This window comes from Streptomyces apricus, assembly GCF_008369065.1.
Classification (GTDB): Bacteria; Actinomycetota; Actinomycetes; order Streptomycetales; family Streptomycetaceae; genus Streptomyces; species Streptomyces apricus.
In genome coordinates, this window is the sequence record NZ_VDFC01000058.1 from 18,333 (window position 1) to 43,476 (window position 25,144).

A 25,144-nucleotide genomic window follows, 5' to 3' on the forward strand; every position below is an offset into this window, starting at 1 on the left:
GGCCAACACCGTCCACGACGGCTTCCCCCTCGGCAAGTGGCTCCACCGACAACGCCAACTCGCCAAAAAACGCAGCAGCCCCTCCCCCACCCAGCAAGCACTCGCCACGATCGACCCCGGGTGGAACCCACCCTGGGACATCCTGTGGCAACGCACCTACCACCACGCACGCACCCACCCCCACACCTCCGCCATCCGCCAATGGCTCCAACGGCAGCAACGTACCTGGCCACTCCTCCACCCCCACCAACAACACCTCCTCACTCACATCGGCGTCACAGCGTGAGTGGACTGTCAGAAGGGCGTGTAAACATAAGCTCGTGAGCGGCGTAGATACAGTCCGAGGTATCGCCTATCAGCAGGCACAAGGCGTCCTGGAGGCGATCGGGCTTCTGGACGACCCCGCTCTGGGAAGTGTCCGCGTCGAAGGCACGGACGACGCTGTCGATATCGAGCTCCTCACCCGTGACGGAACGCTGCATCACGCCATCCAGGTCAAAGTGCGCGCGCCCGACTACACATGGGGCGAGGCCGCGCTGCTTGCTGTTCTGAAACGTTGGGCAGTGCTCCCCGACGCTGCTCATGCATCGTTCGAGTTCCTCACTGACGGCAGACTCGGTCCTAGCGGCCGACGGGTACAGCAGGCTCTCGAGGCCGCCGCGGAAGGGCGCACCGGTCTTCTTGCCGAACTGCTCGGTGCGGGCGTCGACGATCCTGTCTACATCGCACTCGGGAAGGCGAGGATCCGCCAGGATCCGTACAACACCAGTGCTCTGCTGGCACGTGCCGAGCGCCAGGTGGCTGCAATGCTTCCCTCCGCCCGAACGGAGGAGGACCTGAGAGAGCAGGCCACCAAAGCTGTCGACCGGTTGTTCCGCGTCTTGTTCGACTTCGCGAGCAACCCTGAGCCGCAGCTTCGCGAGATGGACCGCCAGCTCATCGCCGGTCTTCTGGGCGTTCCCGCCGAACAATCGCCTGCCCAGCGGTGGGCAGCCATACGGGAGCGCTATCTGGAGGCGGCAAGATCCTGCATCCAGCAAGAGGTAATCACACCTGCCGTCGCTGGCATCCAGATGCGAGACCCGTCGATCCTGCGACAGTACGCATCGGGCGGCGGACAGAAGTTGCGCGTCGGCGAGCTGCTCGGCGGAAGTGGTCCGGTCGTACTCGCTGGCCGTACGGGGACGGGGAAATCCACTGCCGTGCAGATTCTGCGTCAGCAGGCCGCAGCTGACGGCAGGATCGTGATTACGGCGCACGCCGAGAGCTATCTTCCTGGACGCCTGGGGGCGCTCACGGCCGACGGCCTCACTGCCGTGCTCCAAGAGGCATGTCCCACCGCCACCGGTACTCAGGCGCTGTCGGACAGCACCGTCACCCTGGTCATCGACGGCGCCGCAGAGGTCGCAGAACTGACGCGCCGTGCCCTTCAGGAAGAACTGCTCGCACCTGTATCCGCTGGGCACGGAGCGCGCATTGTGCTGGTGGGGCGCGATATGGCAGCGCTACGGGCCATGCTGCCCAGCAGCGTGACTCCAGAGATATTTCGGATGGTACCGCTGGAGCACGGGCGGCGGGTCGAGCTGGCCGAACGAGCGACCGCCGCCGCCGGAAGATCGTGTACGCCGCACACGGCCCGTGCTGTCGTAGCAGCCCTCGACAAGATGTTGGGTGATGCCGCGGGCAATCCGCTGCTGTTCTCCATGGCTATGGCGCTCTTGGACGAACAGAATGTTCCGAGGGGAAGGGCAGGCCTCTACCGTGCCTTCATCGAGCAGTTGGCGGCTCGAAGCGGCGCGACAGGCATGTCGGCTGTGCGTACCGCGCTGGGCATTGTCTATGCGCATCTGCTGAATGGCGGCCGCCGATACGCGGACGTCTACGAATGGCACCACATGCTCAGTCAGGCCACATCCGCTCTTCGGTCTGCCGGATTGCCGGCTGACGTGTCGACCCTTGACGAGACAGCCCGCCGCTGCGGCCTGATTACCTCACTGGGTTGGGACCAGACCGTAGTCCCGATGCACGACTCGTTCGCGGACTACCTCGCTGGAGCCGCACACGCCAGCGGAGCAGAGCCCTTTCCCCCCAGGCTTTCTGCTGGTGACGACCAGCGCATGCTGTTGTGCGCAGAGATGCGAGGAGTCGACGAGGCCATGGCTGCGCTGGTGACCCGTGATCTGCCGTTCACAGCGGTGGCCCTGGCCGGCCACGACCGCAGGCCACTGGGCCTGGAAGCGCCGCACCATGTCGCCTCACTGCTGTGCCATCTCTCCGCAGCGCAGGACCAGGCCGTGGTGATGAGTCGGCTGAAAGACGGACGAGCGCTGGCGCTGCGGCCTCCTGGAACAGAATCGGCCTGGGTCGATGAGGCTCGCGCCTTCGAACTCGCCCAAACGTGTCAGGCCGCAGTGATGGACAAGGAGGCCGGCCCGCTGGCGGTCGCAACAAGGTTGTGGCGTCAGGAACTGCTCACCCGCCTTCGCCAGCCCGCAGCTCTTTCCCCGCGCCGCCCAAGCTCTGGGCAGACGGCAGTAGAAGCACTGGTCGGGCACACCGAGCAAACAGCGCTGGAGGTCAACCAGTTGATCGACCTTGCCGCGCCGCCCGGTCACGCCGCAGCGCTGAAAGCCCAGGTAGGCCCGCTCGGGCTGCACGCAGTCATCGGTCGTCCGGAGCAGGACTCACTAAGCGTGCACACGCCCGTCGACTACCGGCACAGTGACGGCATCGTCATCGTCGAGACCTGTGATGATCCCTCCTTCCCGCCAGGGGAAAGCTGGGGCTGCACCACTCTCGAGCACCTGCTGGACAGTCCGCCGCGCTCCACGGCCGCCCAGCGTGTCCGAGAGGCTATCGAAGCCCTCACGACAAGCTCCTGGCTGAATCCGTAGCAGCGCACACAGCACTCAGGCCCACGGAAACGGATGAATGATCATGAATGACACGACTGTGTGGCAAGCCGTAACACAGCAGGCTGGCGTCTGGGCAGCCCTGCCAGCTGTACAGGAATTCGCTCGTCAGCTGCCGCGTAACGCACCCACCCGCAGCAGCGGAGTACCGGGCATGTTGCAGCAGATGCAGGCCGCAGACGCCGACATCGCCGGAACGCCCATGCGTCTGACCCAGACAGTCCATCTGTTCGAGCAAGTCCCCTACTTCGACGCGCCGTACGACAAGGACACGTGGAGAGCCTGGCTGCAGTCAGCGGCACGGATCGAGGCTGCACACCGCACGACCATCGCCTGGCTGCGCTCCCGCATGCCCGGCTACCCGCAGCTGCCCGCGCCGCAGCTCGCTCCCGGAACCGCACTGACCACCACCGAGTACACCTTCCGTCTTGCCTGGCAGCCCGGCGAACGCGCCGCCGGCCTCCAGATGCAAAGGCTGCCGCCGAGCACTGCCCGCCAATTGCAAGCAACACCCGACCAGGCACGGAGCCTCGAAGAGAGCGCCCGCACCCTGGCCAGCGCGCTACAGACGAGTCAGGAATGGCAGCGGCTCGCTGCCGCTCGGCGGGCCCTGGACGAATCCAGCCGGAACGCGCTGCGCCAGACGCGTGCCCGCCTCAGACAGCGTCTCTCCGACGCCGTCATCGATGCCCACGAACCCAGCAAAGCCCTGGAGCGGCACAACTACCGCTGCACGGTACTGACCGAGGAGATCGAGCAGCTCACCGGTCCTGCCCAGGAATTCACCGACGCCTTCGACGCCGCAGACCGCCTAGTGGAACTCGCCGCGAGTGACGTCTTCGGCCAGCTCACCATCCACGGCCGCCCGCTCCTCCTGCAACACGCCACCGACATCGACCTCGAACCCGGAACTCCCCGGCGCGCCCACTTCACAGTTCCCTACGACCCCTGGCTCGACACCGGCGAACTCATCCAGATCGACGACCCACTCGTGATGGACACAAGCCTGCTCACCCGCACCACCGTCAGCCTGGGACCCGGACCATCGCGGCTGTCCGCCCAAATCCTCCCCGGAACAGCCTCTCTGTGGGACGCCACCCCGCATCGTCCCATCTGACACCCAGCCTCGAAGCTTCTCGGCCCCCGGGAAACCGAGCAGCACACTCCGGCACGAAGAAGGAACCAGCTCCAAAACCATGCTCAGCACATACCCATGACCACTGAACGTGCTGCTTCGCCCTCACAGATCCACCCGACCTGATCAGCAGACCCGCTACCTGACAACCCGCAGATCAGGAGTCCGCTCCAAGCCGACACGTACAACCGCCGCCCGCCGCAAAGCTCCACACCAATCGACCGAAGCCGCTCCCCCAAACTGATCAACCCAGGTCAACCCACCGAACACTGATCAGAAAAACCGCTCCTGGACAGCAGCACTCGATGAGCTGGGGATGCGCTGGTAGAAGCTTTGTGATGTCGCTGTCAGACCGCTCCCCTACGCTGATGGGGTGACAGAGTGCATTGATAATCCAGCCGAGAGGCTTCATGGCCTTCTTGTCGACTTCTGCCGAGCGGGTAAGGAGTTGGGCCATGGAGCCAGCAACTGGGCTGCCTGGGCTAAGGCGATGGACTACGAAGGGTCATCTCTAGCTGTTGGCAGTTCTGATTTTCTCTGTCGGCTAGGTGCGGCAATGGCGCTCCCTCGGCAGGTTCGTGAAGCGGTGGGAATCGTGGTTCCCGATGCCCACTACCGGGAGCATCTGCTTGAGCCTTTGGCCGGTGTTGAGCGTGCTTTGGAGGCATCAAATACTCCCGCTCATCCAGTGTCGGAGGTGTGGCGGCACTTCAGCAGCGGGGGTAATGCGGAGGGCAGTGCTGCGATATACAGTCTTCGAAGCTGTGCTTACGATCTGCAGCGTGCTCGGGTGGAGGCTGGGCTGACCGAGGCCGAGGGGCAGGTCCTGACAAATCTGATTAATGATCTTGTTGAGGCCGTCTTCGCGTCAGATCTTGAGGAAGCGGACAAGCATTTTCTGTTGGTTCGGCTCAACGAAGTGCTCGTTGCGGTGCAGCAGGCGCGGTTGCGAGGCCGTCACCCTGTGGAAGCGGCGGCTGATGCGGCGCAGGGCGCTCTCATGCGGCGTCCAAATCTCCTCCGGCGCATGCGTGATGCGCAGGTACTTGATCGCGTCATTGTCTCCTTTACCAAAGTCACCACGGTGCTGACTCTTGCGGATCAGACTGGACAGCTAACGCAAGAGGCAATGCGGGCGATTGAACGCGGCTTGGGTGACTGAGTTCACGGGAAATGCAACGGCGGACTCGGGAACGGCCGCCGCACCTTCCTTCCCGGCCGCGGCGGGCGAACTGGTCGTCCAGGATGAGGACCTCGGAACCTGGATTACCATGCAGCAGGCCAGCTGGGATCGGCTGACACCCGCACAGCAGTACCTGCTCAAAACCCTCGACATCAAGGCGCCGGGCGAGGGCAAGGTGGTGGTGCCGGTACGCAGGCCACAAGACGAGTGGTGGAACACCAACCTCACTGCCGCCCGCCTTCAGTGCCATGGACATTTCTTTGTCTATCGCGGGCCTATTCGACTCGCACAGCATGCCCTTGCCGACCGAGCTGTCAGTCCAGGGACGGGAATTCGTGTACGCGCCCCCAGAGCTGCCAGCCTTCATCCGAGCGCTTCTGCCACCCGTCGAACTCGGGACCGTGCTCGATGAAGTGCTCCAGGACTTGCAGCGCCCATGCCGCGAAGCCGGCCCGGCGCTCCTCGCTCAAGCCGGGCCTGGCGGCCACCCGCGCGGCTACACCGCTCCCTTCATACTTCACGATCACGCAGCCATCGACGTCCGGCTCATCCTCACGGCCGAAGTCAACCTCTTCGACCGGCCAGCCGTAGACGTCGGTCAGCTTGCTCTCTGCCTCAGATGCCATACGTCCAGCATGCCCGAAGAAGACCGGTAATTTTCTCAGTTCCAGCGGGGATCGACGTACTTCATGGCGCCCCGGGCGGTTTCACAGGGCCAGGCAGCACCCTCACATCCGGTGCACGTCGGATCGGCACGGTCGCTCGGGGCGTGTTCGGCAAGTTGCTGTCCGGCTACGGCTCGGACAACCCGCTCGTCGGAATTCATGCCCCGGTAGGTCTCATGGGCCAGCGCCACAGCCCGGTCATATTCAGCCAGCTGAGCTTGGAGATCATCTGTCATGGGATGCGAGCCTATCGCCGGCCCGCGCCCATGCATTGGAACGCCGACCTGACCTCGCTCCCGTCGGCGTTCCCTGTGTGGCTCACTGCCGCAGTAACGCGGGTGTCTATCCCGGCAGCCGCGGACGGGCGGGCGCGGAGGCCGCGCCGACGCGCAACTGGTGGGTGGGCCCTGATCTCCCTCAGCGCGCGCCCACACCCCGCCCGTCCGTCTCCTTCTTTCCTCGGACCTGGTGGGGTGTGGGGGTGCGCTGAGGGGGATGTCAGCGTCTCGGGCTACCGGTGGGGGTGCTCTGGTCTGGGAGAACGTCTGAGCCCCGGTGAGAGCGAGGTACCCCATGTCCTACCTGATGCCCTACCCGCTGTCCTCCCCCATGGAGTACCCGATGGGGTACTCCATGTCCTCCCCGGTGCTGGGGGGAGTTCGCGGGCCTGGCGGCTACGCTCGATGAAGAGCAGCGAGGACGGAGAGGGCTGAAAGCGTGCGGCATGGCTGTGACTGGGTGAAGAGACGGTGTCCCGCGCTGGCGGTCCCTTCCGGAGGCGGGACACCGTCGCCGGTGGGTCGCCTGTCGGCGCGCGGCCCGGCCGCGCTCAACGACCGGGCTTCCACTGGTTTTCTGCCGAGCGTCCCGCCTGCTCGGTCGCTTGTCACCACCCACACGTGTGAACTGGCGTCGCCGGAGCTCCGCTGCCCACCCACTGCTCTCCCGTCGGTCTGGTCCGACATGTAGGGCGCGGAGGCAGGAGCCGACGCGCAACGAGCAAGCGCGGGCACCGGTCCCCCTGGGTGTGCCGTCCCGCTCCGCTCTTCCCGTCTTCTTTCTGGTCCGGGCGGGGTGGAGAGGTGCACACAGGGGGTTGTCGGCCTGCCGACCACGGCGTACCACCCGTGGTCACCTGCACTTTCGCCGTCGGCTGCCGCGGCGGGTGCAGACAGTTGTCGGACCGGTTGGTGGTGGGGCTATGGGCCTGGTCGGGGGTGGTGTTGTCGGATCGTGACCGTGGTCGGGGCTTTTTGGTAAGAGAACCGGTCGGGGTCACCTGCTGCCGTGGCACGGAGGCGCAGCGCCTATGAGGGTGTGCTGCCGTGTCACGGAGGCAACGATGGTCAATATCGACGGGAGCAGTGGGGACCGGTTGGCGTTGGCGGTGCTGGCGCAGTACCGGATGGCGACGACCGAGCAGCTGCATCTGCTCACCGCGCCGAGGGTGCGGATCGAGCAGACACGGCGCCGGCTGATGAAGCTGCGCGAAGAAGGTCTGGTGGACCGCATCACCCTGGCGCAGGCGGGGCGCACGCGGGTGTGGTTCGCGACCGGGTACGGGGCGCGGATCGCGGCCACCTGGCCGGAGTTACGCGACCTGCCGCTACGGCGGTATGCCGGGGACCGGACCGCGGTGCGGCTGAAGACCGGCCACGGCCTGACGGTGACCGAGGTCGGACTCGCCTTCGTCCAGGACGCCCGGCGCCGCGGCGAGATATGCGAGCCCCTGGACTGGATTCCCGAGGTCCATCATTCGCTCGGCAGTGGGGAGGCGGTGATCCCCGATGCGCTGCTGTACTACCGCGCAGCCGACGGGGCGATGGTGCGCGCGTTCGTGGAGGTCGACCGCACCACCATGGGACCCGAGCGCCTGGCCGCGAAGGTCGGCGCTTATGCGCGGCTGTACCGGTACATCCCCCTGCCGGGCGGGCGCCACTACGGGAAGCAGCTGGTTGCGCAGCAGGGGCAGGAGGCCTGGCACAAGCGGTATCCGGTCTTCCCGCGGGTGCTGTTCGTCCTGGACGGCACCGGACCCGCGGGCATCGAGCACCGGGTACGGGCCCTGTGGGCAGCAACCGCGGAAACGGTCCCGGACCGCTTCCTGCGCAACGTTCCCGTCCTGTCGGTAGCGATGGCCGACCTGCTGTGCGAGGGACCGTCAGCGGCCGTGTGGAGGCCCGCCCAGGACCCCGACCGACGGGTGAGCTGGCTCCGTCCCTGGAAGACCTGAACCACCCCTGCCAGCCTGCCCGGTGGGGGCCACCGGGTAGACCGGTCGGCCCCCACCGGGCAGGGCGGTCGGCCTCCACCGGCCGTGGTCGCCCCGACCATGACCCCGACCACGGCAGGTCACACCCGTGGTCGGGGTCAGCGAGCGCAGGGCCATGGCGGCTGCGGGCAGGCCGTGACCGGGGTGTAGGCGACGTCGTTGACGTCGACGAAGCGTGTTTCGGTGCCCATGCTGTGACATGCGTGCGCGAGCCTCCCGGCGCCAGGTTGGGCCCCCGGGAGGCTCGCTACTTCCCCGCCCCTGCACGCCGCTTCCAGGCGCCCGGGCGTGGCCAGCCGGACACTGCATCGTCCCCGGCCATGCAGGTCACAGCGTTGCGCAAGCGAGTGTGCAGCCGAATGCGCGGACCCATGCGCATTCGGGGACCCCATTGCGCAGCCCCCGTCGCGCTGCACGGACAGCACCGTGGTGAACTCTTACCACCGGGCTTACCGGTCCCCGCCGACGCTTACCACTACGCTCCCCACCGCAGGTCACAACCGGTGCGCTCATGTCCGGCTTTCTCTGTAGCCATCCCCGAACTGCCAGCACACCGAGCGTGATGTCCGCGCACGCACCAGCTGCTGCGCCGTGTAAGAGATAAGCGGCGCGCGGCAAGGTCGTACGGTCCCGCATCGTCGCGGTCGGCCTCACGCAGAGCAGCGGGCCGGCTTACCGGGCCTGCGGGCGCGAAGGGAATCTTTGGCGCGTCGTGCATGGCGGCCAGGTCCCACAGACCTGCCTAAAACGACTCAGTGATTAACGGCGCCTGGACGTTGCCCGTTGATGGGCAGCGCCGGGCACTGAGGCGAAGGACAGTCGAGGCATCGGTACGAGGGGACAGCTTCGGCTGCGACGCCATGAAGGGGAGTTCGCATGGAGAGCGGGGACAGCAACGTGACAGACGTGAACGCTCAGCAGCTCGCGCGGCTGCGCGCCATGAGCGCGGACATGACGGTGGAGTTGCAGCGGGCGGATACAAAGGCTACTGCGCTGTGTGGAGCTGTCGGAGGGCTTGGGGCAGCTGGCGTGACGGCGGTGCCCGTTCTTGATGCTTCGCCCTTTCTTGGTCTGGCGCTGTCGGCGGCGTCATTGCTGCTGATCGCAGCTTTGGGGGCAGCGTTGCAGGCTCTCCGTCCGATGCTGCCTCGTCGTGGTGCACAACATGGGCTGCTGACAGCGGGACGCAGCACGGACGCAAGGCAGCTGGTGGCATCGCTGGCCGGGTTGGGCTACGAGGGCCACCGATGCATGGAGGAGCGTCGGCTGGCGGTGATTGCTGTGTTGGCGCGGCGGAAGTTCAGGGCCGTGCGTCTCGCTGCGGATTTGGTGTCAATTGCGCTACTGGTGGCCGAAATTGGGCTGTTGATCACCTACATGTCATCTTGAGAACATCCGTATGGCAACGAGATGTATGGGGGGACTGTGCATCAGCCGCATATCACTGTGATGGGCGAACATTTGTGGTCTGCACTACGTGATCTGGCACCGAAGAGAGTCCGGCCGGCACGCAGTGTGCTACTGCGCCAGGGGGATCCGGGGACGCATGTGATCCTGCTGGACTCTGGTTCCACTCTCGTCACTTTGACAGGCACGGCCGGGGAACGGACGCTGCTGGCCGTACGAGGAGCGGGCGAGTTGCTGGGCGAGTTGGCGGTGTTGGACTCTCAGCCGCGCACCGCGTCAGTGATCGCTGCAGAAACCTGCTGTGTGCACATCATCCCGGCTGCGGACTTTCTTGCTTTCGTAGACGAACACGATCTGGTGACCGTTTTGCTCAGGCATGCCATCACCCGCGTGCGGGAGGCGGAGACGGTACGCCTGGAGATGGCCACCGCGCCGGTGGCGGTGCGCTTGGCGTCCGCGCTGAGCCGACTGCTGCAGGCCGCCTCCGCCGCAGGCAGCGGCTACATCGTGCGGCTGACGCAGACGGAGTTGTCGCAGATGATCGGCGCTTCCCGCAACGCTGTGGGAACAGCTCTGCGGCCCTGGCGCGAGCGGGGGTGGCTTGCGACGGAGGCTGCTGGTGGGCTGGTTGTGCGGGACATCGCCTCCATCCGTTCCCACGCCCTGACCCAGGGGTGACCGACGGCACCACCGAGCTGCCCACTACTGGGCACCACCGTCGGCGGGGCGCAGCCACCATGAGGGCTCATTCCGCTGTCGTGAGCTGGAAAGGGCCGTGCCGTGAATTCTGTCTTTGTGCCCGACGCCGACGATGTTCCGCCGGAGCATGCGTTGCTGGTGGTCGATATGAAGAACTACAGCCAGATCCCCGAGGCGAAGATGGCACCCACCCGGGCCGACCTCGACGACATCCTGTCCACAGTCTTCGTCCAATGCGGGATCGACGATGCCGCATTGCTCGACAGCGCAGTCAAAGACCGTGGCGATGGGGCCATCTTCGTTCTTTCTGCCCGGCACGCGGCCCGGCTGGTCGATCCTCTGCTCGGCTACCTCAGGCTGGCGCTGGAGCGCCGCGAGCAGACGCGGCTGGCCAGCTCACCCACCATCCGGCTGCGCGCCAGCATCCATGTCGGCCCGCTTGCTCCGCCCGAACACCGCGGGGACGCAGCCAACGACGCCTGCAGGCTTGTCGACAGTGACGCCGTCCGTGCTGCCATGACCGCCGCCGTCGACAACGGGCTGTATCTCGCCGCGGTGGTCTCCGACCCGGTGTTCCGGCGCACGGTCCGCGCAGAGCGCACCAAGACGCTCACATCACGCAACCTTCGCCAGGCGACGGCCCGCGTTGAGGGCAAGGACGGGTTCCAGGAGGCCTGCTGGCTCCATGTTCCTGGGCTCCCCCCGTCCGTCCTCGACCCCTACCTGGACACCGACCCTGGCCAGACACTTCCTACCGACACGGAGGGGCCCGGCATGCCACCGGGCGAGAACAGCTCCGCAGTCGTCAAGGACGACGCAACGGCACCGGTACGTCAGCGCGGCAAGGCCACCGGCAAGTCCCGGCTGATCCAGGTCGGCCGCGACTACAACACTGGCCCGGAGCAGCAGTCGTGAGCGCCGCAGAAGAGCCCGCGACGGGCCACACGCAAAGTGCCGAAGCCAGCGGCCACGCGCGCGTGACACAGGTCGGCCGCGACTACACCGAGCATCATCACCGCTATGTGCGGGGCTGGCAGTACCTGCGCGGTTCCCGCGTAGATGCGGCCGAGATGGAGTTGGCCGAACATGCCTTCGTCGATGCCGTCGGCCCCAGCGGCAACAAACAGGCGACGCAGACCATCAGCGTCCTGACCCGTCCTTTCCGGCGCAGTCCAGTGGTCGTACTGCGGGGCGAGGCCGGTGTCGGACGACGCACGACTGCCCTGCATGTGCTGCGCGGTGCGGGAGTGCCAGCCGAGCGGATCCGCTGGCTGTCGCTGGACTGGGACCAGCCCCGCACCGAGCAGATCCCCACCACCAAAGGGCACGGCTTCGTTCTGGATCTGACCCGCAGCCAGGAACTGGATGAGGACTTCTACACCGGGCTCGCCGACTACCAGAAGGTGGCTGAAGAGAACGAAACCTTTTTGATCATTCTGGCTGGCATCGGCAACTGGAACCCCGGGCCCATGGCCAGGGTGCCAGTGGTCACCCTGGTCCGCCCGCCGGCGGTGCAGATCGCCCAGGCCCACCTGCGCCGTCACGCCGAGGACCGGGTGGACTGGCTGACGCGTCCGGAGCTGAACATGCTGCTGGCCAACGGTGCTTCGCCAGCTGATGCCGCTCGTCTCGCCCGGCTCGTCGCGGACGCCGACGAGGGCGGCCAGGATGCGGTCCGGGAGGAGTTCACCGGCTGGAGCGACCACCTGGCGCAGTGGTTCAAGCAGCACAGCACCCCTGAGGACATCTCCGAACGCGCGCTGCTGATCGCAGCTGCCCTGCTGGAAAACGTTCCTGCCGACGTCGTACTGGAGGCCGCTGACCGGCTCTTTACAGAAGTTGGCGGCATGCTGCCGGCGGGCGGCGCACTGGCCGGCCGCGATCTGCAGCAACGACTGGACTCCGTCAAAGCCTCCATGGTCGACGACGAGCGCATCTCGCTGGATGCCGACCGACACGGCCTGTCCGAAGCGGTCTTGAGGCATGTCTGGCAGGAGCGCCCGCAATTGCGCAGCGTGCTGTTGACGTGGGCCTCGCAGATCAGCGCACCGCACGGTGCCGCCGTGCGGCACCTGCGGCGCATCGCCGACTGCATGGTGCGGCTGTCCCTGCTGCCGGGAGGGTCGACCGTCCAGGGGGTGGTCAGCAAATGGATCGACACCGGCGCCGCACACCGGCAACTGGCTGTGGAGGTGCTGGAGAAAATGGCGCTTCACCCGGACACCGGGGTAGGGACCCGCAAGCTGCTCTACTCATGGGCACAGGCAAAAACTTCCAGCGAGGAGACGCTCACAGCTGTCGCGGAGATCTGTGCCGGCCGACTCGGCCGCGAGTATCCACGGATCGCCCTGACCCGACTGCGGGTACTGGCCTCACGGGCCGACGGCCTGGCCCGCAAGGCAGTCGCAGACGCGGTGCAGGCCCTGGTAGACGCGCCCGAACAGCGCCTGCTGATCCTGTCGGAGATCGTCAACTGGGCCGAATCCGCCAACGACACCACGGCCGGGGCCGGAGCGACCACGTTCTTGGCCCTGACCGACATCAGCAGCGAGAGTCTCTTTTCCCTGTCTACGCAGCAGGAACCTGCTGATCACGAAGGCGACGTCCGCACTGGTGACCTGTTCGTGCGCGGCTGGCGTGCCGCCCTGCGGGAGGCGACGACAACCGTGGCCGCTCATACGCAGCTCGCCGCCTGGCTGGACACGGCCAAGCTGTCGGACGAGCAGGTCCTGCCTGTAGTGGCTGCGGTGCTACGCGGCAACCTCCACCAGGCCGGTGCCGCAGAACTCCTGGTGGGCTCCCCCGACACCTCACCGCTAGGGCGTGCACGGCGCAAGAAGCTGCTCGACCAGCTGCTCACCGAACAGATGCCTGCTCTGCCCTCCACGCCTGCCCTTGTGCCGAATACCAGCAGTACCGACGACCTCGCGCCGGCGTGAGTCTGCTGCCGTGGCGCCGCGCGGACGCCCCGCCCCTCTCAGGCGGGGCTGACGGCGTCGCAGCCTATCCGCTCGCCGTGCAAGGCGAGCGGATGGCCAGTACCCACACCGGCGCCCTGTTCTCAGTCCGCATCACCGGCGCCTGGCGCAGGACCCCCGCCAGCACCCCAGCCCACCACGAACCTGCCGCCATGGCACGCAATCATCTGCGCCAGCAGACCGCAGCCATTCTGCGAAAGCACTGCGTACTGAACCTGCCGGCCGCCGAAGACGCCACCAACACAGCCATCGGCACCTGGAGCTGCCCCATGGAGGGGCTGGAAGTCACCGGCACCGTACATCTCGACACCACAGCCCACGACTGTGCCCTAGCTCAGGAACACATCCGCCGCCGCCAGGCGCAAGACCTTGCCCACGAGGCAGAACTGCGCCGGCTCACCCACCTCCAGACCCTCCTCGCCGACCGCGATCTGCGCCGGATGTGGTGGATCGCCCAGTTCCCCGACCGCTTCAGTGAATGCGACGCACTGAAAGAGGCGCTCCAGGACCTGCCGTCACCGCACGACGCCGAAGCGGAGGAAGACGACATCCGCAGGGACATCCGGCGCTTTACCGACCAGCTCCTGAGCGACCTGCACGCACCACAGCAACGCGACCTCTTCCTCACCGCCCTCATCCAGACCCTCCGCGCGCTGGGCCACGACGAGCTCACCGCAGCCGCAGCCGCCTTCCAAAGCCAACCCGCACCCAGGAGCGAACCCACATGAACGTCCGCACCCGACGATGGCTCCTGGCACCCCGACGGCAACTGCGCACCCACCTGCTCATGCACCGGCACGGACCGGCCCTGCCCTATGACACCGCCTGGGCGCTGATCACCTTGCACGCCATACCAGACGAAGCTGCAGTCGTGCGTATCTGGGTCCGTGAGAACTCCGGCGGGCCGCCTGGCATTCACTACGACGACTGGCAAGAACTAAGCCACGACGAACAGCAACGCCGGCGCACCTGGCTGCAGCGCCACGGCCGCTCCCCCATACAACTCCTGAGCCTCGAAGCCAGCCTCGTCCTCAGCACAGGCCTCCACGTCCTCGACTGGAGCCTGCCACCCGAACGCAGCCCGCAGTGGGCTCCAGCTTCCCAACCCCGATCCGACGACACACCACAGTCCTGATGCCGGCAACACATTGAACGTGTCAGCAGGGCGCCAAGGACAGACAGCAATCGATTGTGCAACACTGCGCAACCGACTGTGCAGCACGAGCCGTCCTGCACACTCGTGACCGCGCTGCGCAAACGTCGCCGCGGTGAACCCTTACCGACAGCCTTACCGGCCCCCTCTTGAGGCTTACCACTGCTCTCACCAGCGCAGGTCATAGCCTCGCACAGGGGCCGGGTACATTCGGCTCGGGCATGTGCAGGACGGAGTCTGCACGTGCCCACCCTCCACTGCGCAGCAATTGCGCAAGCTGCACACCCGATGCGCAGCGGGCGAGGGACGATTGCGCAGAGCAGGCCAAGCAGTGCGCAGTTGGCCGACCAACGGTACGGCGGGCTGTTTCAGCGCAGGCGGCAGGTGCGCCAGCCATGCTCATCACGCACCAGGCGAACACACAGGTCCGAGTCCCGTGGACTGGAGCAAGCCGGGTTCCAAGATGCACGTCCTGTCGGACGCGAACGGACTGTCCCTCCTCGTAGGGATCTCGGCTGGCGACGTCCACGACAGTGAGGGCCTGAAGCCCATGATCGTGGGTCACCAAACGCAACACGACCCCTGCCGCGGCCGGTATTTCAAGGCTCAGCGACTCCATGCGGACAAGGCGTACAACGTTCCCCATCTGCTCAGATGGCTGTGGGGAAAACACATCGGCGTACGCATCGCCCGCAAGGGAATCGAGTCCAGCGAACGATTGGGACGCCGCTGGGTCGTTGAGCGCACCCTGTCCTGGCAGTCCGGCTACCACCGCCTCAGCCCCCGCTACGAGCGCAACCCCCGCAACTACCTGGCATTTCTCGGACTCGCCGCCGCCCTGTGCTGCTACAAACGCCTCGTCCGCCTCACCACGTAGGACACCGTCTTAGGAGGTACTCACTTGAGATTTTCCGGATACGCGAGAAGGCCCCAACCGTCCAGACAGCGGCTGGGGCCTTCTCTCTCCTCACGGACCGGGAGGAACCTCCTGGGGTCGGGTGGCCTCGGCTCCGCGAGAAGTTCTGGGGAGCTGGACGATCCGGGGCCGGTGCCCCGTCCGGTCCATGTTCCGCTCGTGTATGGAGAGCAGCTCCTGTACGCACTCCCGGCACGCGTACAGAGGGGTCTCGCCCTCTTCACTCACGATCTCGCCGAAGCGGGTCACCTGGATCCCCTTGCGGATGCACCGGAAGCACGAGCCCAACTCGTACTCGTACGCCGCGATCAGGACGCCGAGACGATCCCGGGAGACCGGCACGGGCCAGGGGTTCACGCCTCCTCCCGGCGCCGCCTCAGGCGTTCCTCGCGCGGCACCGTGACTGTCAGCTTCGTGCCGTCCCGGACTGTCCACGTCTCGCCCCAGGTCCGGTTCAGGGGCCGCAGCTCGTACACACCGTTCTTGACGTCGGTGACGACCCCTTCCTTTTCCGCGGCCTCGTCCCATACCTGGTCCCCCACCCATGCGCCTGCCGGATTCTCGGTCACGCAGCCGGCTCGCACTTCAGATCGGCCCACACGGTCTTGCCCCAGCGGTGGAGATCCGTCCCCCAGCGGTCCGAGAGTGCCTCGACCAGGACGAGCCCCCGGCCCCGGATCTGATCGCCGTTGGAGTCCGTCCGCATACGCGGCAGGGTCCGGACACGGTCGATGACCCCGATACGGATCCAGTTGTGGGAGGGCCGGGAGACGACGACCCGGATTCTGGCGGAGTGGCCGTGGTCGACAGCGTTGGCGACCAGCTCGGTGACGATGTTCTGGGCGTCGTCGATCAGCTCGTGCTGGTGCCATGCCGCGAGAGCCGTACGGACCAGACTCCGGGCGATGCCCGCGCTCTCCGGCAGGGGTTCAAGGGTCTGGGAGTAGCCGGGATATCCGGTAGGACGCGGTGTTGCGGTCACGGTCATCAGAACCTCGGGGATGCGGGTGTGATGGGGCCTCACCCGAGTGAACGGCTCCCGGCTCCTGAGTGGCAGGAAAAGTCCGGTGCGTGCGGATCCGCTCCGACCGGAAATTTCTGAGCGATCTCCCCTCACTGAAGGGGATTCAGTCACTACCGTGGGTGCGTGACCGGCAACGAAGCCCTCAGCAGCGCCATGCAGGAGCGCGGTCTGAAACAGGCTGAATTGGCTGATGCGGTGAACACGCGGCTCATACGCGCAGGGCGCGAGGGGACCGTCAGTGACCGCACTGTCCGTAATTGGCTGACCGGAAAAACCCGGTGGCCGCACCTTCGGCAACGCGCGGCCCTGGAGGCACTATTCGGATGTACGGCCGAGGAGCTGGGGTTCCGCCCTCCGGCCCGCACCCGTCCCGCCAGCGAACCGGAGCATGACGTGAGGCGCCGCAAATTCTTCTCTGCCGCCACCGGAACGACCGCCGCCATCGCCGTTCCCTTCGTCGGTGCGCCTCCACAAGTCGGCACCTCGGACGTCATCCGGCTCCGCAGCGGCCTGGACGCCCTGATGGCCCTGGACGACACCAGGGGCGGCCACGAGGGCCTGGAGAAAGCAGCCCTCGCCGGAGCCGCCGAGGCTCTGGACAAGCAGAAGAAGGCCGCCACCCAGCGCATCCGTCAGAGGCTCTTCTCCGTGGCCGCCGACTACACCGCCACAGCCGCCTGGAGCGCCCTGGATGCCAGGCACATGGACCGCTCGTACGCGCTGCTCGGCAAGGCCCTGTATCTCGCCGGGATGGGCCAGGACCCTGTCGTGGAGTTCCGGGTGTGGAACTCCTACTTCATGCTCGCCCGCCTGCGAGGAGAGGCCACGGAGGCCATCGACTCCGGCCTGGCCGCTCAGTCCACGACGATCACCAAGCGGGATCCGTTCTTCGCCTCCCTCGCGCACGCCCGTACGGCCGTCGGCCACGCGTACTCCAAGGACCGTCAGCCTGCCGTCCGCTCCCTGGGGTACGCCTGGGAGGCCCTGGAGAAGGCGGATAAGCAGGAGCCCCGGGCATCCTGGGTGGCCTTCTACGGTCCTGCCGAGCTGATGGCCATGACCGCCATCATCCGGGACCGGATCGGTGACTCGGATGTGGCCGAGGCCGCCTCTCACAAGGCCCTGGGGACGATCCCGAAGCACTTCCGGCGCAACCGTGCCCTGGCCACCGGACGGCTCGCCCTGGCCCAGCTCCACCAGCACGACATCGATCAAGCGTGCGCCACCGCCTCCAGGGTCTTCGAACTGATGAAGGGCGACCTCATGCCGGGACGGGTCCGGTCCCTGCTCGGCGACTATCACCGCGACTTGATCACCCTTGCGCCGGATGCGGGGATCGCCCGAGAGTGGGGAGACCGCTACCGATCCGAATGGAGGCGAGCTTGAACGCCGCCGAGCTGGACGTCCGTCACTTCACCCACGACGACCTCCCGCAGATCCGCCAGGCCCTGATCGACATCCACGCAGACGCCTACGCGGATGCCATGGACGACGAGTTCAACCAGCGTTTCCCCTGGTTCGTGGACCACTGGGGCGGTAACCCCGGCTTCGCCTGTGTGATTGCGTACGACGGCGAGGAGCCGGTGGCGTTCGCGTACGGCGCTCCTGCGGTGGAGGGCCGGGAGTGGTGGCGCGAGCACCTGGAGGAAGCCCCGGAAAAGAGCCGGACCTTCTCTTACTCGGAGCTGGCCGTCCGTACGAAGTGGCGTAAGACCGGGACGGCCGAGCTGGTCACCCGCGCGCTCCTGGAGGGCCGGGGCGAGGACCTCGTCGTCCTGCTCGTCGACCTCGAACACCCCCGCGTACAGGCTCTGTACGCGGGATGGGGCTTTCGGAAGGTCGGTGACCGTCAGCCCTTCGCCGACTCGCCGGTGTACGCCGTCATGCTCGCTGAGCTTCCCCTGAGCTGAGAAGAAGGAACAGCGAGTTCCAGAGCAGTTGTACTCATGTCCGGTGCAGCACTGATCGTTCTGGGCCGGATCCTCTTCCACATCACCTATGAGGCCACGTATTGCGCACACCACCCTGGTAGCAGCGGTGGGATGCGGGTCCCAGACGGGTGCCCGGTCGAGCCGAGCACCCTGGCCGTGATCATCGGCAATACCGGCCTCGGGATGCCCCTGCTCGGCATCATCGGTGTCATGGGTTAGAGCAGGAGTGTTTCCCGGCGAAGCCGGTGGTGGTGGCGGACGTTCAGCGGGCGAAACTCCACGGCCCGCCGGCGCGACCGGTCGGAGGAAGGGCGTATTGCCTGGCATGGGCGCGGCGCCCTCGCCACCGCCCGGCAGTTCCACTCCCGCGAAGGACACTTGCGCCCGCCCCGCAAGCACATCGAGGTGGTGGACGGCGAGGAGATCAAGCTCGGAGCGTTCCTGGACAGCAGCCGGCGCCGGGCTGCCAAGCTCAGCCCCGAACGGCGGGCGGTACTGGATGAGTTGGGCATACGCTGGTAGCAGCGGGCTGGATGAAGGGCTGTCCCGTACCCGCGTGAGCCGAAACGCGATAGGTGTCACAAAGGCAGGTTTGTTGTCACCGAGGTCGGCGGCTATGTCTTTTACCGAGAGTCTTGTCCGCCGAACCCGGAGTCGTGTCCCTCGACGGACCGATGTGGTCGGCGTTCCGGAAGCCGTGTGATCGTGGCGCTCACTGCCAACCCGAGCGTGACACCGACAGCGGCGGCGACACTCTGCGCCCAGGCATTGTCGAGGGAGTCGGGCAGGACGGCGCTGGTGAGCCGGGCGGCGCCCCACAGGACTGTTACCGCGGCCAGTGCGGCCGGCCAGCGGTGCGGTACCCCGTCGCTGATGTCGTCGACGATATAGAAGAGGAACAGCAGCGCCATGAGGAAGCTGCCGTCGAAATCATCCCAGCCGAGCGCGGTGAAACCGGCCCCGAAGGCAAGCGCGAATAGCCAGAGCCCCACCAGTCGCCGGACGGACGTGGGCGGCTGTCGCCTCGCACCATGCCAAGGCCAAAAGAATCGTGTGATGTGCTGGACGATCGCGTACTTCTGCATGCCTCGCGTCCTGATCCCCCGGGGTAGCCGACTCCTGCCGGCGCTCAGTGGTAGGACTCACAGGAGCAGGACGCGGTTGTGGTGAAGTGTCGCCGCATGGAACCGCCTCGGGGAGCCAGAGGCTGTCGATCTTCGCCCCTGGTGACAGAAGGGCTGCCGAGTGAGCATGTGTGACAAGCCGCGTGCTTCGCTGGTGACAACCAGGCCGCTTCGACGGTCCTGTACACCGGTTCTTCTGGCTCCCCTGGTGACAACTTCCGTGCTTCGGCTCACTTTCGGTTGTGGTGGCAGGCGGTAGAAGGGTTGCGGATGGAGCAGGAGGCTTCTGCCCAGGCAGCGGGCAGAAGCCTCCTGTTCGGTGTGCTGGAGCAGATGCTGTTGCATTCTCATGTGTTCATGAGGGCGACGGTTCGCAGGTTGCCGATCAGGAGGGCGGAGGCTTCAGGGTTCCGTCGGCGTTCGCCCAGGCGTTGACGCGGGTCATGAGGTCGGCCGACGGATCGAAGTACCGGTACGGGGTCCTCCCGTCCTCGTTGTGGAGGTAGCCGTTGGCATCGAACCAGCCGAAGGCGTGGTTGATCAGGTTCATTCTGTCCAGCGCGTATGCGCTGCCGTTGTTTGCCTCTTCCGGCAGCCAGAGCCATTCCTGCGCAAGGGGCCGTGCTTGGTCGGAGGCGTTTTTCCAGTTTCCGTCGGCTGCCGCCTGCTTCTGGAGGTACGTCAGGAGCACTCTCTCGGGTACTGGATCGGTGATGTATTTGCCCGACCCGAGGCCCTTTAAGAGTTCAGGGCCTTGTACCCCCTTCACTACTTGCATGTTCCTGTCGCGCACCTCCTGCCTGTCGAGGATCTTCTTGAGATAGAGGTCGACGGCCCCTTTCATGGTCTTCGAGGTCACCCGGAGGTCACTCATGGTCTTCGCGCTGAGGAACTCCACGACGGTGTTCTGCGTGTCGCGGGGCAGTTTTTCGAACGGGAACGGGTCGACGGGCATGTCAGGTCCTTCCCGGCCATGCGGCGTCCGCGCCGGTCGTGTATTCCCCGGGCGTGGGCCGGTGGCCGCGGTTCGGTGGCTCTGGCGGCGGGCGCGCAGCGGGTCAGTCGGCTGCGGGGATGGTGACGGGGAACTTGTAGGACCACGTCCACGGCTTGCGCAGGACGTCGGGCTTGACGACGAAGAGTTCGAAGGTCTTTTCGATGCGCACGAAGTGCCCGGTGACGGTGACGGTGAGGTTGACCGTGGAGGGGCCGAGGATCTTGTCGGTGGCGAAGATGCCGGTGCTCATCAGCGGCATGTTCGCCAGGGACAGGTCCGGCACGTGGAACAGGGGGCAGCCTTCGAGCTGGCCCTTGGCGCTCATGTCGATCAGGTCGGTGGGCGTCTCGTAGGCGGCGCCCTCGGAGGCGGCCATGCGGTAGCTCTGGTTCATCTTCTTGCCGTCGGAGAGGTTGACGGCCTTCCAGTCCTCCAGGCTGCGGCTGAAGGAGGTGCCGATCACCAGGCCGGTGCTGACCCCGGTGGTGGGGACGGGTCCGAAGGTGCCGGCGTTGACGTCGAGCTGGAACTGGGAGCTGGAGGTCACCGACGAGACGCCCGAGGTGGTCTGCGGGCTGTCCGTGCGCAGCGTGAACGCGGGGCTGTCCAGGGACATCGTCACGTCGACCTGGTCGCAGTAGTAGCCCCGCAGGTCGTCCTTGTCGTACTGCATCGTCCCGTCGATGCTGGCCGCGACGTTCGAGCCCTCCAGGCTCACCGACAGGAAGGTGCGCTTCATGCTCTTGATGTTGGTGACGACGGCCTCACCGTTCAGCCGCAGGGCCGCGACCTGCGACTCGTAGCCCTTCTTGTCGTACTTGGCGAACGACGTCGTTTCCTGCGCCATGCCGGTTCCCTTTCGCTTTCATGTCCTGGCAGCTGCCCTGTGGCAGCCGCTGGTCCATGAACGTAACGAGGGCTGGTAAACAAAAAATGAAAGAGATCCGGCAGGAGGCAGAGGGCGCAAAACCATCGATAAGAGCATGTGCTGGCGTACGCGGCGTGGGATGCGTAACGAATAGGCTGCGCATTCCGTTTATCGCCGGATCGCCCTTTCTCAAAAAAACCTCAAGCAACAGGAGCCGCATTTTCAGGCACCATCATGTCCGGCCAGTCATCTGAGGTTCGCGCCCACCAGAAGAACCCGTCACCCGTGCACGTGCGTTCTGCGTGGAAAATCTCCTGACAGCACACGCGGACACGGTTGTACGAACGGGTCCGCCCCGGCACCCGTGTCGGGGCGCCGGGGCGGGCTCGCGGACCGGTCAGTGCTGGCTGCAGTAGTTGACCCAGCGGTGCGAGGAGATGTTGTTGTTGACGCTCTGCCCGAAACCCTCCAGGCCGGCGCCGTAGGTGAAGCGGTACTGGCCGCTGGTGGTATCACTCCAGCGGTCGCCCCCGTCGATGCAGGCGTGCGCGCCGCCCGCGTCGGGGGCCGTGTACAGATCGACGGCGTCGTTGCCGCCCAGGTAGGCGTTGTTCCAGATGTCGGAGGTCAGGTTGCGGCAGGCGCCCCAGTTGTTGGAGTTGCCCTCCCACTTGCACTCGGTGCCGCGGCCGTTCGGCTGGGTGTAGACGTGGAGGTAGCCGTCGGCGGACGCCAGCTGGGCCGATCCAGTGCCCTGCGAGCCGGACTCCGCGGCGCTGGCGCCGGTGACCGGGGAGACGAGGACCGCGGCGGCCGCGGCCGAGGCGGCGAGGGTGAGGACACGCTTGATCAACATAGGTGTTCCTTCGTTCGTGATGAGTGACGTGGCGGGGTGGTGCGACCACGGTCGGTGCCGTGGTGGTCTGTGGGGAGCGCGCGATGTCAGTCGCCGCGCGCGACGATCGTCCGGGCACGCGGCAGCGCCTCGCGCTTGAGGCGTTCGAGATCGGCCGTCGGCCCGGGGTAGCGGCGCCGCAACTCGGCCCGGTACTCGGCGTCGAGGGACTTCGCAACGGTCGACAGGTCACCGGACCCGGAGGTGGATCCGGACCCCGCGCAGGCTGCCTCGGCCGATGCCAGCCGCACCTCCTTGGCGTGCAGCCACACCTTGTCGGGCCGGGTGGCCGCCGCGCGGGCCTCGGCGGGGCTCGGATATGCGTAACCCTTCGCCTTCATGCAATGCGCCCACGGCTTGACAGCCGCCAGGTAGCGCTTGTCGCTGAGCACCATGGCGACACGCATGCCGCCGAGACTGGTGGTGATACGGGTGGCCCGGAACCAGGCCGACAGGTCCTTGTACAGCGCCCGCTGCGCCTCCGCGACGCAGCCTCGGTCGCTGTGGGTGACCTGGATGCCGTTCGGCAGGCGGACGGAAAGTCCCTCCGCCTTCGGCCCGTTGACCGCGCTCAGCAGAGCCGGTGCGCGGTCGGCGGGCGTGGACCGGAAGTACTGCTGGTTGGGGTCGCGTGCGGCCTTCTGCTGCTGCTCGCGGTCGAGGTCGGTGCCGTATCCGTGCCGGGCGGCCCAGGCCGGGTCGTCGACGACGTACGGAAACCGGCTCGCCCCATCGGCCGCCTGCCGCTCCTCGACCCAGTACTTGTATCCGCGCTTCTCCATGCACTCCTTGAGCAGGAGCTGCTCGGCGAGGTGCAGGGTCTGCTCCTGGTCGTCCGAGACACGCCGGCCAGTACCGGCACCCGGGCCGGCGTCCGGCGCGGACGATGTACCGTCCGCGCACCCTGTGAGGGTCGCCGTCAGGACCGTGGCGGTCAGGAGGAGCAAGGTCCAGCGTGGCATCGGGCGACTCCCTGGGCGTGGTGCGAACGACGTGTGTTTTCAGACCATCGACGCTTCTCGCGCCCCGTCCATATGCTTGTTGATCACAGGAATTCCTGGCGTGGGAAATCTCGCGGAGTACTCATATAACAGCCTCCGCCCAACCGTCACTCAGGTGAGTGAGATCTCTGCCTACTGTCGAAATCCGGCAACCGGCATTCGGCGGGGAGGCCGGACGCTGTTCCTGGCTTTCCCGGTTTCAGGCTTTGTCCAGGGCTCTGCTGCGATTTCGAATCACCGCCCCGACGCCAACTTTCCCACCATTGGCGGGACTTGCCGGCAGGGTGCAGGAAGCCCGGACATGCATTCCTAACTGGGCATCCTGTTCATCTGTCTCTCGCTCTTCTCGCGGGGGTTGTGTGCCTTTGAGGTGGGGCGAGAGCGATCCTCACACGCGGTAGAAGCGGGCGGAACCTGTAAAATTCCAGGGTGCTGACGGAGGTGAGCCGTCGGCTGCCGGGGGCATCACCGCCCGTGTCAGCCTGAGCTCTGACCCAGCGGACGTGGCGGAGGATCTTGCGCTCTACCTGGAGAAGTTCCGGCAGCGGCTGCCCGCCGCCCTGGAGGAGCTGCGCGGCCCGGTGGCGGGTGTGGTCGAGTTGCCGGTGCATGTGGTGTGGTCGGGGATGAGCGCCTACGACCTGGGCAAGCCGCGTCAGCGGATGGGGCTCTACCGCACCGTTCTGCACGAGGGCCTGCGCGAGGGCCTGCCCCGCTACCTCCACCACGAGCTCCTGCTGCAGCTGTGGCCGACCTTGCGCCGCTTGGTGGGGCGCACTGTGCGCTCTGTGTGGGAGGACGCCTTCCCCCAGCTCGCCGCCCGCGGCCGGCCGGCGGTGTGAAGGATCTGCCTGAGCTGCATGCGCGGCTGCCGGCCGACGTGATCGCCCTCGGCGCCCCCTACCCCCTCGTTCTGGCTGGCGGCTACGCAGTGCGGGCGCACCGGCTGGTGTCCCGGCCCAGCCAGGATGTGGACGTGGCGACCGAGAACCCGGCGCCGATGGCCGACATCGCCGCACCTGTGCACGACGGACCGGTCGAGCGGGGGTGGCGGGTGCGGGCGCTGGAGACGGCCCCGCTGTCCGCCCGCTTCACCGTGAGTGACCCGGCCACGGGGCAGGAGTGCGAGGTCGACATCCTCAAAGAGACTTTCTGGCATCCCGTCGCCCACACCGCCTACGGACCCGTCCTGGCCGAAGAGGACGTGATCGGCACCAAGGTCCGCGCCCTGGTCGACCGCGGCGCACCACGGGATCTGATCGACGTCTTCGCCGCCTCACAGCGCTGGACCACCGCCGACCTTTGAGGAGGTCGCCGCCGCCACGCCCGCGGACGCTTTGAGAGGGAAGACCTCCAGGCCAACCTCGCCGGCGCCGAACGGACCGACGACGACGCCTTCACCGCCTACGGCCTCGACGGCACCGCGATCACCGCCCTGCGCGCCTGGGCCCTGCAGTGGGCTGATGACCTCGCTGTCCGTCTCCACGAAGACACCGGCCACCTCGACAACGACTGACCTGCAGACTGTCGAAGGTGAGAAGGCCGCCGCCGGCGGGCGGAGGCGCTGTTCGTCGCCCTGGCCGCCGGGGCCGCACCGGCGGCTCCTGCCAGTTCTCGAACAGCCGAAAGGCCCCCCAGCCAGATCGCCCACGCCTTCACACGCTCTGGAGCCGCCGTGGACGTCAACCGGCAGAACCGGCCTGGGCCTTCGCCGGGCGACACCGCCGCCCGGCCGCTGCGTCTGGTCCGGAATGCGGGTGCTCGACGCACCCAAGAGGAGGTGCGGCGGCCGTCTCGGGAACGGCCGCCGCCCTCCTCTCTCACGTGCGCAGCCCTACCTCGCTGCAGCCCCTCACCCCGGGGACACGCAGCCCCACGAGTGCCCAGGCCGCAGGCAGACAGACTCGGCCGACCGGGCGATCTTCAAGCCATCCACGCTTCCGTTCGAGCTGTCCTGCTCACGGGCAGAGTGCCGCACCGGTCT

General features: G+C 66.7%; 25 protein-coding genes and 3 pseudogenes. 18 read left to right on the forward strand and 10 right to left on the reverse strand.

The genetic code is table 11. The features are described 5' to 3' along the window. The 4 genes and pseudogenes from FGF04_RS40705 to FGF04_RS31700 form a co-directional block, all read left to right on the forward strand. A pseudogene (locus FGF04_RS40705) lies at positions 1 to 286 on the forward strand (helicase associated domain-containing protein); the annotation flags it as partial. Positions 287 to 320: 34 nt separating this feature from the next. Continuing rightward, positions 321 to 2,894: an NACHT domain-containing protein gene (locus FGF04_RS31690; protein WP_149514818.1), complete on the forward strand. Its 2,574-nt coding sequence runs from the start codon at positions 321 to 323 to the stop codon at positions 2,892 to 2,894. Between the two features lie 172 nt (positions 2,895 to 3,066). Further along, complete coding sequence (locus FGF04_RS31695; protein ID WP_149514819.1) at positions 3,067 to 4,029, forward strand: S46 family peptidase; 963 nt, start codon at positions 3,067 to 3,069, stop codon at positions 4,027 to 4,029. A gap of 508 nt (positions 4,030 to 4,537) precedes the next feature. Next, a complete protein-coding gene (locus tag FGF04_RS31700; RefSeq protein ID WP_149514820.1) occupies positions 4,538 to 5,209 on the forward strand; it encodes a hypothetical protein in 672 nt (223 codons plus the stop codon). Between the two features lie 335 nt (positions 5,210 to 5,544). Here the strand turns inward: FGF04_RS31700 and FGF04_RS31705 are convergent, their stop codons facing one another. Both FGF04_RS31705 and FGF04_RS40320 read right to left on the reverse strand, forming a co-directional pair. Beyond that, on the reverse strand, positions 5,545 to 5,856 hold the full coding sequence (locus tag FGF04_RS31705) for a hypothetical protein (RefSeq protein WP_149514821.1): 312 nt from the start codon (positions 5,854 to 5,856) through the stop codon (positions 5,545 to 5,547). A 35-nt stretch (positions 5,857 to 5,891) separates the two neighbouring features. Further along, positions 5,892 to 6,131, reverse strand: coding sequence for a hypothetical protein (locus FGF04_RS40320; RefSeq protein ID WP_188114316.1), 240 nt, complete (start codon positions 6,129 to 6,131; stop codon positions 5,892 to 5,894). Between the two features lie 1,106 nt (positions 6,132 to 7,237). On the opposite strand from FGF04_RS40320, the gene FGF04_RS31710 reads away from it, so the two are divergent. The 8 genes and pseudogenes from FGF04_RS31710 to FGF04_RS31745 form a co-directional block, all read left to right on the forward strand. Continuing rightward, positions 7,238 to 8,128 carry a replication-relaxation family protein gene (locus tag FGF04_RS31710; protein WP_149514822.1) on the forward strand — a complete coding sequence of 297 codons (891 nt, stop codon included), beginning with the start codon at positions 7,238 to 7,240 and terminating at the stop codon, positions 8,126 to 8,128. Between the two features lie 915 nt (positions 8,129 to 9,043). Continuing rightward, a complete protein-coding gene (locus FGF04_RS31715; protein WP_149514823.1) occupies positions 9,044 to 9,556 on the forward strand; it encodes a Pycsar system effector family protein in 513 nt (170 codons plus the stop codon). Between the two features lie 60 nt (positions 9,557 to 9,616). Further along, entirely contained in the window at positions 9,617 to 10,252 is a 636-nt protein-coding gene (locus FGF04_RS31720; protein ID WP_268893793.1) for a Crp/Fnr family transcriptional regulator, read from the forward strand. A gap of 117 nt (positions 10,253 to 10,369) precedes the next feature. Continuing rightward, a complete protein-coding gene (locus FGF04_RS31725) occupies positions 10,370 to 11,188 on the forward strand; it encodes a hypothetical protein (RefSeq protein ID WP_235882603.1) in 819 nt (272 codons plus the stop codon). Beyond that, positions 11,185 to 13,212, forward strand: a complete 2,028-nt coding sequence (locus FGF04_RS31730) for a hypothetical protein (RefSeq protein WP_188114317.1) — start codon at positions 11,185 to 11,187, stop codon at positions 13,210 to 13,212. Before FGF04_RS31725 ends, FGF04_RS31730 begins: the two co-directional genes overlap by 4 nt. 92 nt (positions 13,213 to 13,304) lie before the next feature. Next, positions 13,305 to 13,979 carry a hypothetical protein gene (locus FGF04_RS31735; RefSeq protein WP_149514825.1) on the forward strand — a complete coding sequence of 225 codons (675 nt, stop codon included), beginning with the start codon at positions 13,305 to 13,307 and terminating at the stop codon, positions 13,977 to 13,979. Beyond that, positions 13,976 to 14,386: a hypothetical protein gene (locus FGF04_RS31740; RefSeq protein WP_149514826.1), complete on the forward strand. Its 411-nt coding sequence runs from the start codon at positions 13,976 to 13,978 to the stop codon at positions 14,384 to 14,386. The genes FGF04_RS31735 and FGF04_RS31740 overlap by 4 nt, the downstream gene beginning before the upstream one ends. A gap of 430 nt (positions 14,387 to 14,816) precedes the next feature. Then, a pseudogene (locus FGF04_RS31745) lies at positions 14,817 to 15,281 on the forward strand (transposase); the annotation flags it as partial. A gap of 90 nt (positions 15,282 to 15,371) precedes the next feature. Here FGF04_RS31745 and FGF04_RS31750 read toward each other — a convergent pair. Genes FGF04_RS31750 through FGF04_RS31760 form a run of 3 tightly spaced genes read right to left on the reverse strand, consistent with a single transcriptional unit; the run spans position 15,372 to position 16,308 of the window. Next, on the reverse strand, positions 15,372 to 15,677 hold the full coding sequence (locus tag FGF04_RS31750; RefSeq protein WP_149514827.1) for a hypothetical protein: 306 nt from the start codon (positions 15,675 to 15,677) through the stop codon (positions 15,372 to 15,374). Continuing rightward, a complete protein-coding gene (locus tag FGF04_RS31755) occupies positions 15,674 to 15,862 on the reverse strand; it encodes a hypothetical protein (protein WP_235882604.1) in 189 nt (62 codons plus the stop codon). The genes FGF04_RS31750 and FGF04_RS31755 overlap by 4 nt, the downstream gene beginning before the upstream one ends. 23 nt (positions 15,863 to 15,885) lie before the next feature. Further along, a complete protein-coding gene (locus FGF04_RS31760; RefSeq protein ID WP_149514829.1) occupies positions 15,886 to 16,308 on the reverse strand; it encodes an ATP-binding protein in 423 nt (140 codons plus the stop codon). A 159-nt stretch (positions 16,309 to 16,467) separates the two neighbouring features. On the opposite strand from FGF04_RS31760, the gene FGF04_RS31765 reads away from it, so the two are divergent. From FGF04_RS31765 to FGF04_RS31780, 4 genes are all read left to right on the forward strand, one after another. Beyond that, positions 16,468 to 17,730, forward strand: a complete 1,263-nt coding sequence (locus FGF04_RS31765) for a helix-turn-helix transcriptional regulator (protein ID WP_149514830.1) — start codon at positions 16,468 to 16,470, stop codon at positions 17,728 to 17,730. Beyond that, complete coding sequence (locus FGF04_RS31770) at positions 17,715 to 18,254, forward strand: GNAT family N-acetyltransferase (protein WP_149514831.1); 540 nt, start codon at positions 17,715 to 17,717, stop codon at positions 18,252 to 18,254. The genes FGF04_RS31765 and FGF04_RS31770 overlap by 16 nt, the downstream gene beginning before the upstream one ends. Before the next feature lie 36 nt (positions 18,255 to 18,290). Then, entirely contained in the window at positions 18,291 to 18,494 is a 204-nt protein-coding gene (locus FGF04_RS31775; protein WP_149514832.1) for a hypothetical protein, read from the forward strand. A gap of 96 nt (positions 18,495 to 18,590) precedes the next feature. Further along, positions 18,591 to 18,797: a helicase associated domain-containing protein gene (locus tag FGF04_RS31780; protein ID WP_149514963.1), complete on the forward strand. Its 207-nt coding sequence runs from the start codon at positions 18,591 to 18,593 to the stop codon at positions 18,795 to 18,797. A 101-nt stretch (positions 18,798 to 18,898) separates the two neighbouring features. Here FGF04_RS31780 and FGF04_RS31785 read toward each other — a convergent pair whose 3' ends face one another. From FGF04_RS31785 to FGF04_RS31805, 5 genes are all read right to left on the reverse strand, one after another. Then, entirely contained in the window at positions 18,899 to 19,360 is a 462-nt protein-coding gene (locus tag FGF04_RS31785) for a hypothetical protein (protein ID WP_149514833.1), read from the reverse strand. Positions 19,361 to 19,784: 424 nt separating this feature from the next. Then, complete coding sequence (locus tag FGF04_RS31790) at positions 19,785 to 20,354, reverse strand: F-box protein (RefSeq protein WP_149514834.1); 570 nt, start codon at positions 20,352 to 20,354, stop codon at positions 19,785 to 19,787. A 103-nt stretch (positions 20,355 to 20,457) separates the two neighbouring features. Beyond that, positions 20,458 to 21,243, reverse strand: a complete 786-nt coding sequence (locus FGF04_RS31795) for a hypothetical protein (protein ID WP_149514835.1) — start codon at positions 21,241 to 21,243, stop codon at positions 20,458 to 20,460. A gap of 418 nt (positions 21,244 to 21,661) precedes the next feature. Continuing rightward, positions 21,662 to 22,120 (reverse strand): peptidase inhibitor family I36 protein, encoded by a 459-nt coding sequence (locus tag FGF04_RS31800; protein ID WP_149514836.1) that lies wholly within the window; start codon positions 22,118 to 22,120, stop codon positions 21,662 to 21,664. Positions 22,121 to 22,206: 86 nt separating this feature from the next. Beyond that, positions 22,207 to 23,121: a hypothetical protein gene (locus FGF04_RS31805; protein WP_149514837.1), complete on the reverse strand. Its 915-nt coding sequence runs from the start codon at positions 23,119 to 23,121 to the stop codon at positions 22,207 to 22,209. Between the two features lie 542 nt (positions 23,122 to 23,663). Here FGF04_RS31805 and FGF04_RS31810 point away from each other — a divergent pair. Both FGF04_RS31810 and FGF04_RS31815 read left to right on the forward strand, forming a co-directional pair. Beyond that, positions 23,664 to 24,002 (forward strand): hypothetical protein, encoded by a 339-nt coding sequence (locus FGF04_RS31810; RefSeq protein WP_188114318.1) that lies wholly within the window; start codon positions 23,664 to 23,666, stop codon positions 24,000 to 24,002. Further along, positions 23,999 to 24,676 (forward strand): annotated as a pseudogene (locus tag FGF04_RS31815) (nucleotidyl transferase AbiEii/AbiGii toxin family protein). The gene FGF04_RS31810 and the pseudogene FGF04_RS31815 overlap by 4 nt, the downstream one beginning before the upstream one ends. Positions 24,677 to 25,144 lie beyond the last annotated feature (468 nt).

Excerpts from the sequence above, each read along its gene's own strand:
- FGF04_RS31695 (WP_149514819.1), top strand. The coding sequence starts at position 3,067 with ATGTTGCAGCAGATGCAGGCCGCAGACGCCGACATCGCCGGAACGCCC.
- FGF04_RS31700 (WP_149514820.1), top strand. The coding sequence starts at position 4,538 with ATGGACTACGAAGGGTCATCTCTAGCTGTTGGCAGTTCTGATTTTCTC.
- FGF04_RS31705 (WP_149514821.1), bottom strand. The coding sequence starts at position 5,856 with ATGGCATCTGAGGCAGAGAGCAAGCTGACCGACGTCTACGGCTGGCCG.
- FGF04_RS40320 (WP_188114316.1), bottom strand. The coding sequence starts at position 6,131 with ATGACAGATGATCTCCAAGCTCAGCTGGCTGAATATGACCGGGCTGTG.
- FGF04_RS31710 (WP_149514822.1), top strand. The coding sequence starts at position 7,238 with ATGGTCAATATCGACGGGAGCAGTGGGGACCGGTTGGCGTTGGCGGTG.
- FGF04_RS31715 (WP_149514823.1), top strand. The coding sequence starts at position 9,044 with ATGGAGAGCGGGGACAGCAACGTGACAGACGTGAACGCTCAGCAGCTC.
- FGF04_RS31720 (WP_268893793.1), top strand. The coding sequence starts at position 9,617 with ATGGGCGAACATTTGTGGTCTGCACTACGTGATCTGGCACCGAAGAGA.
- FGF04_RS31735 (WP_149514825.1), top strand. The coding sequence starts at position 13,305 with ATGGCCAGTACCCACACCGGCGCCCTGTTCTCAGTCCGCATCACCGGC.
- FGF04_RS31740 (WP_149514826.1), top strand. The coding sequence starts at position 13,976 with ATGAACGTCCGCACCCGACGATGGCTCCTGGCACCCCGACGGCAACTG.
- FGF04_RS31760 (WP_149514829.1), bottom strand. The coding sequence starts at position 16,308 with ATGACCGTGACCGCAACACCGCGTCCTACCGGATATCCCGGCTACTCC.
- FGF04_RS31770 (WP_149514831.1), top strand. The coding sequence starts at position 17,715 with ATGGAGGCGAGCTTGAACGCCGCCGAGCTGGACGTCCGTCACTTCACC.
- FGF04_RS31775 (WP_149514832.1), top strand. The coding sequence starts at position 18,291 with ATGTCCGGTGCAGCACTGATCGTTCTGGGCCGGATCCTCTTCCACATC.
- FGF04_RS31785 (WP_149514833.1), bottom strand. The coding sequence starts at position 19,360 with ATGCAGAAGTACGCGATCGTCCAGCACATCACACGATTCTTTTGGCCT.
- FGF04_RS31790 (WP_149514834.1), bottom strand. The coding sequence starts at position 20,354 with ATGCCCGTCGACCCGTTCCCGTTCGAAAAACTGCCCCGCGACACGCAG.
- FGF04_RS31795 (WP_149514835.1), bottom strand. The coding sequence starts at position 21,243 with ATGGCGCAGGAAACGACGTCGTTCGCCAAGTACGACAAGAAGGGCTAC.
- FGF04_RS31800 (WP_149514836.1), bottom strand. The coding sequence starts at position 22,120 with ATGTTGATCAAGCGTGTCCTCACCCTCGCCGCCTCGGCCGCGGCCGCC.
- FGF04_RS31805 (WP_149514837.1), bottom strand. The coding sequence starts at position 23,121 with ATGCCACGCTGGACCTTGCTCCTCCTGACCGCCACGGTCCTGACGGCG.